General features: G+C 60.9%; 18 protein-coding genes. 15 read left to right on the top strand and 3 right to left on the bottom strand.

What is annotated here, in order from left to right; all coding sequences use genetic code 11:
- Positions 1-18 precede the first annotated feature (18 nt).
- From rplM to erpA, 4 genes are all read left to right on the top strand, one after another.
- On the top strand, positions 19-447 hold the full coding sequence (gene rplM / locus AC0Z42_RS16050) for a 50S ribosomal protein L13 (protein ID WP_010393282.1): 429 nt from the start codon (positions 19-21) through the stop codon (positions 445-447).
- Between the two features lie 9 nt (positions 448-456).
- Positions 457-849, top strand: coding sequence for a 30S ribosomal protein S9 (gene rpsI / locus AC0Z42_RS16045; protein WP_010393285.1), 393 nt, complete (start codon positions 457-459; stop codon positions 847-849).
- A 172-nt stretch (positions 850-1,021) separates the two neighbouring features.
- Positions 1,022-2,059, top strand: coding sequence for an N-acetyl-gamma-glutamyl-phosphate reductase (gene argC / locus AC0Z42_RS16040; protein ID WP_485469195.1), 1,038 nt, complete (start codon positions 1,022-1,024; stop codon positions 2,057-2,059).
- A 122-nt stretch (positions 2,060-2,181) separates the two neighbouring features.
- Positions 2,182-2,544: an iron-sulfur cluster insertion protein ErpA gene (gene erpA / locus AC0Z42_RS16035; protein ID WP_065308248.1), complete on the top strand. Its 363-nt coding sequence runs from the start codon at positions 2,182-2,184 to the stop codon at positions 2,542-2,544.
- 63 nt (positions 2,545-2,607) lie between these two features.
- Here the strand turns inward: erpA and AC0Z42_RS16030 are convergent, their stop codons facing one another.
- Together AC0Z42_RS16030 and AC0Z42_RS16025 are read right to left on the bottom strand one after the other, a co-directional pair.
- Positions 2,608-3,699: an anhydro-N-acetylmuramic acid kinase gene (locus AC0Z42_RS16030; protein WP_485469194.1), complete on the bottom strand. Its 1,092-nt coding sequence runs from the start codon at positions 3,697-3,699 to the stop codon at positions 2,608-2,610.
- A 92-nt stretch (positions 3,700-3,791) separates the two neighbouring features.
- On the bottom strand, positions 3,792-5,159 hold the full coding sequence (locus AC0Z42_RS16025; protein WP_485469193.1) for a peptidoglycan DD-metalloendopeptidase family protein: 1,368 nt from the start codon (positions 5,157-5,159) through the stop codon (positions 3,792-3,794).
- A gap of 154 nt (positions 5,160-5,313) precedes the next feature.
- Here AC0Z42_RS16025 and tyrS point away from each other — a divergent pair, with 154 nt between their 5' ends.
- The 11 genes from tyrS to AC0Z42_RS15970 all read left to right on the top strand — a co-directional run bounded on the left by tyrS (position 5,314) and on the right by AC0Z42_RS15970 (position 14,363).
- Entirely contained in the window at positions 5,314-6,579 is a 1,266-nt protein-coding gene (gene tyrS / locus AC0Z42_RS16020) for a tyrosine--tRNA ligase (protein ID WP_485469192.1), read from the top strand.
- Positions 6,576-7,028 carry a D-aminoacyl-tRNA deacylase gene (gene dtd / locus AC0Z42_RS16015; protein ID WP_485469191.1) on the top strand — a complete coding sequence of 151 codons (453 nt, stop codon included), beginning with the start codon at positions 6,576-6,578 and terminating at the stop codon, positions 7,026-7,028. Before tyrS ends, dtd begins: the two co-directional genes overlap by 4 nt.
- Before the next feature lie 21 nt (positions 7,029-7,049).
- Positions 7,050-7,712 carry a YbhB/YbcL family Raf kinase inhibitor-like protein gene (locus AC0Z42_RS16010; protein ID WP_485469190.1) on the top strand — a complete coding sequence of 221 codons (663 nt, stop codon included), beginning with the start codon at positions 7,050-7,052 and terminating at the stop codon, positions 7,710-7,712.
- A gap of 2 nt (positions 7,713-7,714) precedes the next feature.
- Positions 7,715-8,359 (top strand): histidine phosphatase family protein, encoded by a 645-nt coding sequence (locus AC0Z42_RS16005; RefSeq protein ID WP_485469189.1) that lies wholly within the window; start codon positions 7,715-7,717, stop codon positions 8,357-8,359.
- Between the two features lie 105 nt (positions 8,360-8,464).
- The gene (dusB, locus tag AC0Z42_RS16000; protein ID WP_485469188.1) at positions 8,465-9,502 is read left to right on the top strand and encodes a tRNA dihydrouridine synthase DusB; all 1,038 of its coding nucleotides are present in this window, start codon (positions 8,465-8,467) and stop codon (positions 9,500-9,502) included.
- A 102-nt stretch (positions 9,503-9,604) separates the two neighbouring features.
- Positions 9,605-9,838 (top strand): helix-turn-helix domain-containing protein, encoded by a 234-nt coding sequence (locus tag AC0Z42_RS15995; RefSeq protein ID WP_008445162.1) that lies wholly within the window; start codon positions 9,605-9,607, stop codon positions 9,836-9,838.
- Between the two features lie 101 nt (positions 9,839-9,939).
- Positions 9,940-11,526 carry a bifunctional phosphoribosylaminoimidazolecarboxamide formyltransferase/IMP cyclohydrolase gene (gene purH / locus AC0Z42_RS15990; protein ID WP_485469187.1) on the top strand — a complete coding sequence of 529 codons (1,587 nt, stop codon included), beginning with the start codon at positions 9,940-9,942 and terminating at the stop codon, positions 11,524-11,526.
- A gap of 146 nt (positions 11,527-11,672) precedes the next feature.
- The gene (ruvC, locus tag AC0Z42_RS15985) at positions 11,673-12,212 is read left to right on the top strand and encodes a crossover junction endodeoxyribonuclease RuvC (protein ID WP_485469186.1); all 540 of its coding nucleotides are present in this window, start codon (positions 11,673-11,675) and stop codon (positions 12,210-12,212) included.
- A gap of 31 nt (positions 12,213-12,243) precedes the next feature.
- Positions 12,244-12,822, top strand: a complete 579-nt coding sequence (gene ruvA, locus AC0Z42_RS15980) for a Holliday junction branch migration protein RuvA (protein WP_308923840.1) — start codon at positions 12,244-12,246, stop codon at positions 12,820-12,822.
- A gap of 12 nt (positions 12,823-12,834) precedes the next feature.
- Entirely contained in the window at positions 12,835-13,890 is a 1,056-nt protein-coding gene (ruvB, locus tag AC0Z42_RS15975; RefSeq protein WP_485469185.1) for a Holliday junction branch migration DNA helicase RuvB, read from the top strand.
- A 14-nt stretch (positions 13,891-13,904) separates the two neighbouring features.
- Positions 13,905-14,363, top strand: a complete 459-nt coding sequence (locus AC0Z42_RS15970; RefSeq protein ID WP_485469263.1) for a YaiI/YqxD family protein — start codon at positions 13,905-13,907, stop codon at positions 14,361-14,363.
- A 52-nt stretch (positions 14,364-14,415) separates the two neighbouring features.
- On the opposite strand, the gene AC0Z42_RS15965 is transcribed toward AC0Z42_RS15970, so the two are convergent.
- Positions 14,416-14,841, bottom strand: a complete 426-nt coding sequence (locus AC0Z42_RS15965) for a DUF2147 domain-containing protein (RefSeq protein WP_485469184.1) — start codon at positions 14,839-14,841, stop codon at positions 14,416-14,418.
- Positions 14,842-14,870 lie beyond the last annotated feature (29 nt).

Genomic DNA, 14,870 nt, shown 5'->3' with positions numbered 1-14,870 from the left:
ATCTATTAGGAAGTCAACATGAAAACATTTTCCGCTAAAGGACATGAAGTCCAGCGCGATTGGTTCGTGGTTGACGCGACGGACAAAGTCCTCGGACGTGTTGCCAGCGAAGTGGCACTCCGACTGCGCGGCAAACACAAACCAGAATTTACTCCTCACGTCGATACCGGCGACTTTATCGTCGTCATCAACGCAGGCAAACTGCGTGTGACCGGTACCAAAGCAACTGAGAAAATTTACTACCGTCACTCTGGCTATCCAGGCGGCATCTACGAAACCAACTTCCAGAAAATGCAACAGCGTTTTCCAGGTCGCGCGCTTGAGAAAGCGGTCAAAGGCATGCTGCCTAAAGGCCCACTCGGCTACGCAATGATCAAGAAGCTGAAAGTGTACGCGGAAGGTTCCCATCCGCACGCAGCTCAGCAACCTAAAGCACTTGTTCTCTAAGGAACTGACATGATCGGTAATTACAATTATGGAACCGGCCGTCGCAAGAGTGCAGTGGCTCGCGTTTTTATCAAAGTTGGCACAGGCTTGATCGTTGTTAACGGCAAACCAGCAAACGAATACTTCTCGCGCGAAACCGGTCTGATGGTTATCCGTCAACCACTGGAACTGACCGGCAATGTCGAGCGTTTCGACATCAAAGTCAACGTCCATGGCGGCGGCGAGTCGGGTCAGGCTGGTGCAGTTCGTCACGGCATCACCCGCGCTCTGATCGACTACGATGCAGCGTTGAAACCGGAGCTGGCAAAAGCCGGCTTCGTGACCCGCGATGCACGTGAAGTCGAGCGTAAAAAAGTTGGTCTGCGCAAAGCACGTCGCGCAAAGCAATTCTCGAAGCGTTAATTTCTACGCTGCAGCGCTTTCGGGCGCTGTCTCAAAAAGCCGCTGGCCTTCGGGCAGGCGGCTTTTTGCATTTCTGCGTGCTGCGCCATTGCGCTGTAAAATACGCGCAAAACACCGCAGGCTTGCGGTATCTCCCCTGATTCACCTGATTTTATTTACACAAGGAAAAAACATGATCAAAGTTGGCATCGTCGGCGGCACTGGCTACACTGGCGTGGAATTGCTGCGCCTGCTGGCAACCCATCCGGACGTCGAGTTGACGGCGATCACCTCGCGCAAGGAAGATGGCTTGCCGGTCGCCGACATGTATCCTTCCTTGCGCGGCCACGTGAAACTGGCATTTTCTTCGCCCGACAAGGCCAACCTTGAGCAATGCGACGTGGTGTTTTTCGCCACCCCGCACGGCGTGGCCATGGCGCAGGCGCCGGCCTTGCTCGCTGCCGGCGTGAAAGTGATCGACCTGGCGGCCGACTTCCGCCTGAAAGACCAGGCCAAGTTCGAGCAATGGTACAAGATTCCCCATACGGCGCCCGAGCTGATCGAGCAGGCTGTCTACGGCTTGCCGGAACTGAACCGCGAAGACATCAAAAATGCCACGCTGATCGCCAATCCCGGTTGCTACCCGACCACCATGCAACTGGGCTTTTACCCGCTGCTGAAAGCCGGCCTGGTCAATGCAGGCGCGCTGATCGCCGACTGCAAGTCGGGCGTGTCGGGTGCCGGCCGCAAGGCGGAAATCGGCATTCTGTTCTCGGAAAGCAGCGATAGCTTCAAGGCCTATGGCGTGGCCGGCCACCGCCACCTGCCGGAAACCACGGCCCAGCTGCAGCGTTTCACCGACGACAAGGTCGCGCTGACCTTCACGCCACACCTGGTGCCGATGATACGCGGCATGCATTCGACCCTGTACGCACAGCTGAACAAGGATATCAGCAATGAAGAACTGCAAGCCTTGTTCGAAGAGCAATACAAGGATGAGGTGTTTGTCGACGTGATGCCGTTCGGCTCGCACCCGGAAACGCGCTCCACGCGCGGCTCGAACGTGCTGCGCCTGGCGCTGCACCGCCCTGAAGGCGGCAACACGGTGATCGTGCTGGTGGTGCAGGACAATCTGGTCAAGGGTGCTTCGGGGCAGGCCGTGCAGTGCATGAACCTGATGTTTGGCCTGAAGGAAACGGCCGGCCTGCAGCATATCGCGCTGATGCCATAAGCAGTCTTGCGCGCGCTGCCGCGCGTGGCAATAACAACGCCGTGGCCGCTGAAAAAAGGGCGGCCACAGCGCGACTTGCGCCAACAGTCTATAATGAACGCATGTTTTCTGAGGAGTATGAAATGAATGCTGTCGCTGAAATGCAAGATGTGATCCCGTCGCCTATCGTCTTTACCGATAGCGCCGCCGAAAAAGTCGCCCAGCTGATCGAGGAAGAAGGCAATCCCGACCTGAAATTGCGCGTGTTCGTGCAGGGCGGCGGCTGCTCCGGCTTCCAGTATGGCTTCACCTTCGACGAAATCGTCAACGAAGATGACACCACCATGGTCAAGAACGGCGTCCAGCTGTTGATCGATTCCATGAGCTACCAGTACCTGGTTGGCGCAGAAATCGACTACAAGGACGACCTGGAAGGCGCGCAGTTCGTGATCAAGAACCCTACCGCGACGTCTACCTGCGGTTGCGGTTCGTCCTTCTCGGTTTAAGCGGTAACCGAGCAGGAGTATGAATAGCGGATCTTCGATCCGCTATTTGCGTTTGCAGATCGTCTAATGCGGGTACAGCGCGCCCAGTACCCGTAAACCTCTTGCGCCCGTCACTGCCGGCAAATTGCCCGGCTTTCTCTGTGTAAAACGCCAGGCCAGCCAGGCAAACGCCAGCGCCTCGACCTGGCTCGGCGCCACGTCCAGCGCCTGCGTCGACGCCACCGCCATGCCTGGCAAGGCGTTTGCCAGTGCCGCCATCAGGGTGGCGTTATACGCGCCGCCACCACACACATACACCGTATCGGCCTGCGCACCGTCGCGCAGAATGGCTTGCGCCAGGCTGCTGGCCGTCAGTGCGGTCAGGGTGGCCTGCACGTCGGCTGGCGGTGCGTCGGGGAAGGCTGTCAGTTTGCCGGCTAGCCAGCTGGCATGAAACAGGTCGCGGCCCGTGCTTTTCGGCGCTGGCAGCGCAAAATAAGGTTCGTCCAGCAAGGCCGCCAGCAGCGCAGGGATGACCTTGCCGGTGGCGGCCCAGGCGCCGTCGGCGTCATAGGGCTGGCCCTGGTGGTGCAGGATCCAGCCATCCATCAGCGCGTTGCCCGGTCCGCTGTCGTAGCCGGTCACGGCGCCGTCGGCCTGCAGCACGCTGATATTGCTGATGCCACCAATATTGGCCACCACGCGCGTCTGGCCCGGCGCATTGAACAGGGCCTGGTGAAACGCGGGCACCAATGGCGCACCCTGGCCGCCGGCGGCCACGTCGCGGCTGCGCAGGTCGGCGATCACGTCGATGCCGGTCAGCTCGGCCAGCAGGGCCGGGTTGTTCAACTGGCGCGTAAAGCCCAGTTCGGGGCGGTGGCGGATGGTCTGGCCATGCGCGCCGATGGCGGCCACGGCGTCCGGGCCGATGCCGGCCCGGGCCAGCAAGCTGCCCACGCAATCGGCGTAGTGGCGCACCAGTGCGTTGGCGGCCAGCGCCTCGCGTTCGATTTCATTGTGCCCAGGCGCTTGCAGGGCCATCAGGTCGGCGCGCAGGCTGTCCGGGAATGCCACATAGGCGTCGCCCAGGCTGCGCACGCCATCGTGCGAAAAGTCGACCAGGGCGCCATCGACGCCATCAAGGCTGGTGCCGGACATCAGACCGATATACAACATGGTGTTTCCTTGTCTTTGATGAAAAAAAGCACCGGCCATCGGGATGGGCGGTGCCTTTTGTCGTCCGCGCAGGGCGCGCAGCGTTCAGCTATTTAGCGCGAAGCGAGCGCCGTGTCGGCAGGACGGAGCAGCGTGAAGCGGTGCATCATGTCGGCCGACACCATGCGGAAGCGCGACAGTTCGGCCGCCGTCAGCGGCGCCTGTGCCTGCACGTTCAGCTTGTTCGGGTCCTGCGCCACGCCGCCAACGCGGAATTCATAGTGCAGGTGGGCGCCGGTCGACCAGCCGGTGGTGCCGACGTAGCCGATGACATCGCCCTGGCTGACTTTCTGGCCTTTTTTCAGGCCCGAAGCGAAGCGGCTCATGTGCGCATAAGCGGTGCTGTAGTTAGCCCAGTGTTTCAGGACCACCACGTTGCCATAGCCGTTTTGCGAACCGACCGTGTCGACCACGCCGTCGCCCGAGGCGCGGATCGGGGTGCCGGTGGCGGCTGCGAAATCGATCCCTTTATGGGCTTTCCAGTTGCCCGAAATCGGGTGCACGCGCATCGAGAAGCCGGACGAGATGCGGGAGAATTCAAGTGGGGATTTGAGGAAGGCTTTTTTGAGGGACTTGCCGTCGAAGCTGTAATAACCGCCGCCTTGCTTGCTGGCCGGGTCTTCGAACCACACGGACTGGAACGTCTTGCCGCGGTTGGTGAATTCACCGGCCAGGATGCGTCCCGCTCGGACAAATTCGCCGTCTTGCCAGAAGGTTTCATAGACCACGTTGAACGAATCACCGCGCTTCACGTCGGAACGGAAGTCGATATTGGTCGAGAACATTTCAACGATCTGCTTGGAGATCGCGTCCGGCAGGCGGGTGCCGTCCAGGCTGGAATCGGTGGCGGCAAACAGGGTCGAGGTGATCTTGCGTGCATGCATTTCCACGCGGCGTTCCAGTTGCGCGGCCACTTCGGTGGCAACAAACTTGTCGCCCTTGCGGGTGATCAGGATGTTGCGCGCCGATTTGTCGCTGCCGTCAACCAGGGTGGCGCGCAGCCAGTTCAGTTCGCCGTTTTCGGACGTTTGCGCTTGCACGCGCTTGCCCGTTTTCAGCATCATCACGCCGCGCCCGACCTTGTCGGTGCGAATGAAATTGGCGGCCGCCGCATCATCGACGCCGAGGCGTATCAGCAAGGCGGACAGCGTATCGCCAGGGCGGACCTTTTCTTCGTGGGTAAAGTTCTGGTCTACCTGTTCCAGCGCGGTGATTTGCGAGGACAGATCAGGCATTTCCAGGTTTTCCGCGATCGAACGGACCGGCAGGTCCGACGCATCGGGCACCATCGGCGAGACCGCCACAGCGCCAAAAGCGACCACGGTCAGCAGCACGGCGGACGCGCCGACGATGCGTGCTTTGCGAGTGGTCGCGAGCTGGGTGTACAAGCGTGAGCTTGTGATTTTATGTATAGGGTTCATGCAATCAGTTAAAATTTGCCCTTGAACGATTCGTGAACTGCTACTCTTTTTTATTGTTATTTTGGTTCGTTTTCATGCGGCAAGATTGATGGGATCGGGCATTATACCAAACTCTGCAAACCTACTACCATTTCGAGATCGACGGCAAAAATTTATGGAAATCAACACCACCGCATCGCCTGCCAAGGCTAACCAGACTCAGACGCCGCTTGTACTGTCGGACAGAGTACAAGAAGCCCTCGCGATTACCAAGCGTGGCGTCGACGAACTCTTGATCGAAAGCGAATTTGCGCAAAAATTAGCGCGCTCCGAACAATCCGGTGTGCCACTGCGCATCAAACTGGGCCTGGACCCGACCGCACCGGACTTGCACTTGGGCCATACCGTCGTGCTGAACAAGATGCGCCAGTTGCAAAACCTCGGTCATCAGGTCATTTTCCTGATCGGCGATTTCACTTCCATGATCGGCGACCCTTCGGGCCGCAACGTCACGCGCCCGCCTTTGACGAAAGAACAGATCGAGATTAACGCGATGACGTATTTCGCGCAAGCATCTTTAGTGCTTGACGCCAGCAAAACCGAAATTCGCTATAACTCCGAGTGGTGCGATCCGCTCGGCGCGCGCGGCATCATCCAGCTCGCTTCCCACTACACGGTGGCGCGCATGATCGAGCGCGACGACTTTACAAAACGTTTCCAGGGCGGCGTGCCGATTTCCGTGCATGAATTCCTGTACCCGTTGATGCAAGGCTATGATTCGGTGGCACTGAAGTCGGACCTGGAACTTGGTGGCACCGACCAGAAGTTCAACCTGCTGGTGGGCCGCGAACTGCAAAAGCAGTACGGCCAGGAGCAGCAGTGTATTTTGACCATGCCGCTGCTCGAAGGTTTGGACGGCGTGGAAAAAATGTCGAAGTCCAAGAACAACTATATCGGCATCACGGAACCGGCCAACACCATGTTTGCCAAGCTGATGAGCATTTCCGACGTCATGATGTGGCGCTACTACGAGCTGCTGTCGTGGCGCTCGATCGCCGAACTGGCGCAACTCAAAAGCGAAGTCGACGGTGGCCGCAATCCGCGCGATGCAAAAGTGGCGCTGGCGCAAGAGATCGTCGCCCGCTTCCACTCGCAGCAGGCAGCCGAGGAAGCGCTGGCCGATTTCGTCAACCGCTCGAAAGGCGGCATTCCCGACGATATTCCGGAAGTGACGCTGGCTGGCGCGCCGCTGGGCATCACGCAACTGCTAAAGCAGACTGGTCTGTGCCCGTCGGTATCGGAAGCGGCGCGCATGATCGAGCAGGGTGGCGTGCGCATCGATGGCACCGTGATCAGCGACAAGGCCTTGAAAGTGGAGGCGGGTGTGTGCGTGCTGCAGGTGGGCAAGCGTAAATTTGCGCGCGTCACCCTCGGCGCATGATCGCGCTGCTGCAAAGAGTCACGCGGGCAAAGGTTGACGTCGATGGCAGCACCATCGGCGCCATCGATACCGGCCTGATGGTGCTGGTGTGCGCCGAGCGTGGCGACACCGAAAAGGAAGCGGACGCCTTGCTGGCCAAGTTGCTGGGCTACCGCGTCTTTGCCGACGCGGCCGGCAGGATGAACCGCAGCGTGACCGATGTTGCCGGCGGTTTGCTGCTGGTGCCGCAGTTCACCCTGGCGGCCGACACCCGGTCCGGCACGCGCCCGTCGTTTACGCCGGCGGCCAGTCCGCAGGACGGCTTGCGCCTGTTCAGCCATTTCGTGGAGCAGGCGCGCAGCCGCCATGCTGCCGTGCAGACGGGGCAGTTCGGCGCCGACATGCAGGTAACGCTGACGAATGATGGTCCGGTCACGTTCTGGCTGCAAGTGCATCCGAAACCGCAGTAAGCGAGGCAACAAGGAGCAGCGATGAGATTGTGGAGCGAGACTTTTCGTGACGGTGGCCTGATGCCGGCCGGCTACGCGTTTGCCGAGATCGACCCGGTCAGCCGCGTGCGCCTGGCGGCCAACCACAATCCCGGCCTGGCCTGGGATGAGGTGCCCAATGGCACCGAATCGCTGGCGCTGTTTTGCATCGATGGCGACGCGCCACAGGACGCCAGCCTGGCCAACCGTAGCGACCGGACGCTGCCGCTGATGAGTGCGCGCGGTGATTTTTTCCACTGGAGCCTGGTCGACATTCCGCTGGCCATGCGCAGTATTGCCGGCGGCCAGTTTTCCAGCGCGGTGACGGCGCGCGGCAAGCAGGCCGCCAGCGTGCCCTGGATGGACGGCAGCGGACCATACTATCTGCGCCAGGGCGTCAATGACTATACCGGCTGGTTTGCCGGCGACCCGGAGATGGCGGGCGACTATTACGGCTATGATGGGCCATGTCCGCCGTGGAACGACGAGCGGCTGCACCATTATCTGTTCCGCCTGTACGCGCTTGACGTGCCGCGCCTGGCGCTGGCCGAACGCTTCACGGGGCAGCAGGCGCTGGAGGCGATCCATGGCCATATCCTCGACGAAGCCCGGCTGGTCGTCGCCTACTCGCTCAATCCCGCGCTGGCACTTACATTAGAGAAATAAGCATGAGCACCACAATAGTCTTGATACGCCATGGCGAAACGCCGTGGAATGCGGAGCGCCGCTTGCAGGGCCATATCGATATTCCCCTGAACGACACCGGCCTGCAGCAAGCTGCAGCCCTGGGCCAGGCGCTGGCCGGCGAGCCGCTGGCAGCCGTATTGTCGAGCGACCTGCAGCGCGCGCGCCAGACGGCGCAGGCCGTGGCCAGCCTGCATGATTTGCCGGTACAGGCCGACCCGCTGCTGCGCGAGCGCTGCTACGGTGCCTTCGAAGGCTTGCTGTATGCCGATATCGCCGCGCGGTATCCGCACGAATATGCGCAGTGGCAATCGCGCCAGATTGATGCCGTGATGCCGTCCGGCGAGCGCCAGGCCGAGAGTTTTCGCCAATTTTATGCCCGTGCCAATGCGGCCATCGCGCGCTGGGCCGAACGGTATGACGGCCAGGCGATTGCCATCGTCGCCCACGGCGGGGTGCTTGAATGCGCCTACCGCGCAGCGGTCGGCATGTCGCTCGACAGCCCGCGCGATTTCCAGGTCAAAAATGCCAGCGTGAATCGTTTTTCCTGTGCGGACGGCAAGTTGCATTTAGTGCACTGGGGAAATATCGAACACCTGGCGGCGCCCGCCATGGACGAGCTGGGATAAATCACGGCGGCGCCCCTGCGCACTGGACGTTAAAAAATAGTGCTTATTAATTAGGCAGGGAATCGGTTAAAATAGCAGGTTCCTCCGTCCATTTCAGGTTCTTCAGTGCAAATCGGCCCTCACATTCTGCGCAACAACGTTTTCGTCGCCCCCATGGCCGGCGTGACGGACCGGCCATTTCGCCAGTTGTGCAAGCAGCTGGGCGCCGGCTATGCGGTGTCGGAAATGGCTGCGTCGAATCCGCGATTGTGGGCGACCGAAAAAAGTTCGCGCCGTACCGATCACGAAGGCGAAATGGAGCCGAAAGCCGTGCAGATCGCCGGCGCCGACCCGCAGGACCTGGCCGATTGCGCCAGGTTCAATGTGGACCGCGGCGCGCAGATCATCGACATCAATATGGGCTGCCCGGTGAAAAAGGTGTGCAACAGCTGGTGCGGTTCGGCCCTGCTGCAAAACGAAAGCCTGGTCGAAAAGATTTTGCACGCGGTGGTCAATGCTGTCGACGTGCCGGTGACGTTGAAATTTCGCACCGGCTGGAACCGCGAAAACAAGAACGCCTTGCGCATCGCCCGCATCGCCGAGCAGGCCGGCATCCAGATGCTGACCTTGCACGGGCGCACGCGCGCCGATGGTTACAAGGGTGATGCCGAGTATGAAACGATTGCCGCCGTGAAAGCGTCGGTCGGCATACCCGTGGTGGCCAACGGCGACATCACCAGTCCGCAAAAGGCGCGCTACGTGCTCGACCAGACGGGCGCGGACGCCGTCATGATCGGCCGCGCGGCGCAGGGCCGGCCGTGGATCTGCCGCGAGATCGACCACTATTTGCGCACAGGCACCTTGTTGCCGGCGCCTTATGTGGACGAAGTGCGCAGCCTGATGGACGAGCATTTGCGCGCCCATTATGCGTTTTATGGCGACTTCCTGGGCGTGCGCACGGCGCGCAAGCATATTGGCTGGTACGTGAAAGACCTGGAAGGCGGCGAAGAGTTTCGCCAGCAAATGAATTTGCTGGAATCGACGGACGCGCAATTACTTGCCGTCGACCAATTTTTTGAGTCGCAATGGAAGTTTGGCGAACGGTTACAATACCGCCTCTCCGAAGTTAGCGACAGCGGTTTGATAGTGGCCGCAGCAGTATAAAGAACAAGGGTGATATCGGTGTGCGTGTGCCGCGTTTTCGCGACAGTCATCCGTACGCCCCAGAGCGCCTTGATAAATCAATTAGCCGGTTGAAGCATAAAAATGAGCAAAGAAAGCATACAGGAAGTCGTTCAGAAGAGTCTGGAAGATTATTTCAATGACCTGGGCGAGCAGCAAGCGTCGAATATCTACGACATGGTCGTGCTGACCGTCGAAAAGCCCATCCTGGAAGTCGTGATGACACGCGCCGATGGCAACCAGTCGCATGCCGCGCAAATGCTGGGCATCAACCGCAATACCTTGCGCAAGAAGTTGCAGGAGCACGGTTTGCTGTAATGCCGGCTCGCAAGTGACGCCAAGCTTTGAATCCGCCGCAGCCCGGTATTGATACGGGGCAACGGCGTTCGCCAAGAACACTTAACCACCTAGCCACAGCCATGATCAAACAAGCTCTCCTTTCCGTTTCCGACAAGACCGGCGTCCTCGATTTCGCGCGCGCCCTGTCTGCCCTCGGCGTCAACCTGCTGTCGACCGGCGGCACCGCCAAATTGCTGGCCGATAACGGCGTGCCCGTCACGGAAGTGGCCGACTACACGGGTTTTCCCGAGATGCTCGATGGCCGCGTGAAGACCTTGCACCCGAAAGTGCATGGCGGCATCCTGGCGCGCCGTGATTTCCCCGAGCATATGGCCAAGCTGGTGGAGCACGACATGCCGACCATCGACATGGTGGTGGTCAACCTGTACCCGTTCCAGGGCACCGTGGCCAAGGCCGACTGCACCCTGGAAGACGCGATCGAGAACATCGACATCGGCGGCCCGACCATGCTGCGTTCGGCGGCCAAGAACCACAAGGACGTGATCGTCATCTGCGATCCGAGCGACTACGAGGTGGTGCTGGCCGAGATGCGTTCGGCTGACGGCAAGGCGGGCGAAGTGAGCTACGACACCAAATTCATGCTGGCGAAAAAAGTGTTTGCGCACACGGCGCAATACGATGGCGCCATCACCAACTACCTGACCAGCCTGGGCCCGACCAAGGTGCACGCCGAGCGCGGCGCCTATCCGCAAACCCTGAACGTGGCGTTTGAAAAAGTACAGGACATGCGCTACGGCGAAAACCCGCACCAGAGCGCCGCTTTCTACCGCGACCTGGTGGTTGCCGACGGCGCGCTGGCGAACTATCGCCAGCTGCAAGGCAAGGAACTGTCGTACAACAATATCGCCGACGCCGATGCGGCCTGGGAATGCGTGAAGAGCCTCGGTGGCTTCGAGCAAAGCGCCGCCTGCGTGATCGTCAAGCACGCCAACCCATGCGGCGTGGCCCTGGGCGCGAATGCGGCCGAAGCCTATGCGCGCGCGCTGCAGACCGATCCGACCTCGGCGTTTGGCGGCATCATTGCCTTCAATACCGAACTCGACGGCGCCACCGCCGGCGAGATCGCCAAGCTGTTCGTCGAAGTGCTGATCGCGCCGTCGTTCTCCGCCGAAGCCAAGCAAATCCTGTCGAGCAAGCAGAACGTGCGCATGCTGGAAATCCCGCTGGGCAATGGTGTCAACGCAATGGACTTCAAGCGCGTCGGCGGCGGCCTGCTGGTGCAGTCGCCGGACGCGAAAAACGTCGCCATGGGCGACCTGCGCGTGGTCAGCAAGCTCAAGCCGACGCCACAGCAGCTGGCCGATCTGATGTTCGCCTGGAAAGTGGCGAAATTCGTCAAGTCGAACGCCATCGTCTTCTGCGGCAATAACATGACCCTGGGCGTGGGCGCCGGCCAGATGAGCCGTATCGACTCGGCCCGCATTGCCTCGATCAAGGCGCAGAACGCCGGCCTGTCGCTGGCCGGTTCGGTGGTGGCGTCGGACGCCTTCTTCCCGTTCCGCGACGGCTTGGACGTGGTGGTCGACGCGGGCGCAACCTGCGTGATCCATCCGGGTGGTTCGATGCGCGACCAGGAAGTGATCGATGCGGCCGATGAGCGCGGCGTCGTGATGCTGTACACGGGCACGCGTCATTTCCGTCATTAATTAAACCCAACGGCAAATGCCGGGGTCGGACGGGGACGCCGAGTCCCTGAGGGTCTGACCCCAGATGTTGTTTTGGGTTGCGGTTGACATTTAAACGGCAGGCTCCGGTTTCACTGGGCCTGCCGTATTCATTATAGAATCTGGCGATGATTATTCTTGGCATCGATCCTGGCTTGCGCACGACCGGCTTCGGGGTCATTGAAAAACACGGCAGCAAGCTGCGCTATATTGCTTCGGGCACTGTCAAGACCGCCTCGGAAGGGGCCTTGCCGCCACGCCTGAAGATCATCTTGCAGGGCGTGTCGGAAATCGTCGCTACCTACCGGCCCGACTGCGCGGCCATCGAAAAAGTCTTTGTCAACGTCAATCCGCAATCGACCTTGCTGCTGGGCCAGGCGCGTGGCGCGGCCATCTGCGCGCTGGTCAACGCCGACCTTGAGGTGGCCGAATATACGGCGCTGCAGCTGAAGCAGGCCGTCACCGGCCATGGCAAGGCCGCCAAGGAGCAGGTGCAGCAGATGGTGGCGCGCCTGCTGTGCCTGCCTGGTTTGCCGGGCAGCGACGCGGCCGATGCGCTGGGCGTGGCGATCTGTCACGCCAACAGCGTCGATGCGCTGGCCATGATCGGCGCGCTGGCGCCACAATTGCAGGGCTTGCGCATGAAGCGCGGCCGCCTGGTAGGCTAGCCATGACACTCACTCATATTAGGAATACGCAATGATAGGCCGTCTCTCCGGTATTTTGCTTGAAAAAAATCCGCCACAATTGCTGGTCGATTGCCAGGGCGTCGGCTATGAAGTCGATGTGCCGATGAGCACGTTTTACAATCTGCCCCACGTGGGCGAAAAAGTCGTGCTGTTTACGCACCAGGCGATCCGCGAAGATGCGCACCTGCTGTTCGGCTTCGGCAATGCGGCCGAGCGCGCCGTGTTCCGCCAGCTGATCAAGATCACCGGCGTCGGCGCGCGCATGGCCTTGGCTATCCTGTCGGGCATGACGATCGCCGACCTGGCGCAGGCGATTACCTTGCAGGATTCCGGCCGCCTGGTGAGGGTGCCCGGCATCGGCAAGAAGACGGCCGAGCGTTTGCTGCTGGAACTGAAAGGCAAGATCGGCGCGGATCTGGGCCCGCTGGGTGCGCACGCCGCACCGGATGCGCAGTCCGATATCCTCAACGCGCTGATGGCGCTTGGCTATTCGGACAAGGAAGCGATGGCGGCCGTGAAAAACGTGCCGGCCAGCAGCGGCGTGTCTGACGGCATCAAACTGGCGCTGAAAGCGCTGTCGAAAGGCTAACGGGAACACGGCATGAGCATCCAGACCGATATCTTCACGGAACAGCGCATCATCGATGCGGCGCCGATCTCGCACAATGAAGAGGCGATCGAACGGGCCTTGCGGCCCAAGCAACTCGACGAGTATGTAGGCCAGGAAAAGATCCGCGACCAGCTGGAAATTTTCATCACGGCCGCGCGCCAGCGCAAGGAAGCGCTCGACCATACCTTGCTGTTCGGCCCGCCGGGCTTGGGCAAGACTACCCTGGCGCACATTATCGCGCGCGAAATGGGCGTCAACCTGCGGCAAACGTCCGGCCCGGTGCTGGAACGCCCGGGCGACCTGGCGGCGATCCTGACCAACCTCGAAGCGAACGACGTGCTGTTCATCGACGAGATCCACCGCCTCTCGCCGGTAGTCGAAGAGATACTGTATCCGGCGCTGGAAGACTACCAGATCGACATCATGATCGGCGAAGGCCCGGCTGCCCGTTCCGTGAAGCTCGACCTGCAACCGTTTACGCTGGTTGGCGCCACCACCCGCGCCGGCATGCTGACCAATCCGCTGCGCGACCGCTTCGGCATCGTCGCGCGCCTGGAGTTCTATAACACCGCCGAGCTGACCAAGATCGTCACGCGCAGCGCGGCCTTGCTCAAAGCGCCGATCGACCCGGAAGGCGCACACGAGATCGCCCAGCGCGCGCGCGGCACGCCGCGTATCGCCAACCGGCTGCTGCGCCGCGTGCGCGACTTTGCCGAAGTGAAAAGCAATGGAGAGATCACCAAGGTGGTGGCCGACCGCGCGCTGGCCATGCTCGACGTCGATTCGGTGGGGTTTGACGTGATGGACCGCAAATTGCTCGAAGCGGTACTGTTCAAATTCGGCGGCGGCCCGGTCGGCATCGGCAACCTGGCGGCGGCCATCGGCGAAGCGGCCGATACCATCGAAGACGTGCTCGAACCGTATCTGATCCAGCAGGGCTTTTTGCAGCGCACGCCACGTGGACGGGTTGCCACGCCGGCTGCCTATCTGCACTTCGGCGTCAGCGCGCCGCGCATCAGCCCCAGCGGCGAAGCGTGGGCGCTGTGACCGACCAGCCGGCAATGCAGATCTGGGTCGACGCCGACGCCTGTCCGGTGGTGATCAAGGATATTTTGTACAGGGTGGCCGACCGGCTGGAACTGCCCGTGACCCTGGTGGCCAACCAGGGCCTGCGCGTGCCGCCGTCGCGCTTTATCCGCACCGTGCAAGTGCCTTCCGGCGCGGATGTGGCCGACCAGGAGATCGTGCGCCTGCTGAACCCGGGCGACCTGGTGGTCACCGGCGACATTCCGCTGGCGTCCGATGTGCTGAAGAAGGGCGGCTACGCGCTCAATCCGCGCGGCGAGTTTTACACCAATGACAATATCGCCCAGCAACTGAGCATGCGCGCCTTCATGGAAGAGCTGCGCAGCGGCGGCGTCGATACCGGCGGCCCGGCCGCGTTCAACCAGGGCGACCGGCAGAGTTTTGCCAACAGCCTGGACCGGCATTTGAGCAAGCATCACCGCAAGCCGGCCTGACTCGGGACGAAAAAAAAACCGGCGCAAGCCGGTTTTTCTGCAAAAAACACTCTTACTCTTCGCGCACCCAGGTCTGCGAACGGCCAAACATCGGCACGCCCACATAGCCGCGCACCTGCAGCTTGCTGCCGCCCTCCGTCAGTTCGGCCTTGCTCTTGTAGACCTTGCCGGTGGCCGGATCGGTGATTTCACCGCCGTTCCATTCATTGCCGTCTTTTTTCAGGCCTTTCAGGATGGTCAGGCCGACGATGGGCTGGTCCTTGCTGGCACCCGTGCATTTGTCGCAGGTGGGATTCTGGTTCTCTTCCGGGGCACGGAACAGTTTTTCGATTTTGCCTTCCAGCACGCCGCCATTGTCCGTGATGCGGACGATGGATTTCGGCTTGCCGGTGGCGTCGTCGATGGTTTTCCAGGCACCCACCGGGCTGTCATTGGCGGCGCTGGCGCCGCCGGCGATGGCAAGCAAAGCCATCAGCATGCTGGTTTTCACGCTTTTTATAAATAAAT

The sequence above is a fragment of the Janthinobacterium sp. 1L-D-8-B-C4 genome (assembly GCF_057291295.1).
Note: the sequence above shows the minus strand (reverse complement) of the source record. Positions and strands in the feature narration are given on the sequence as shown.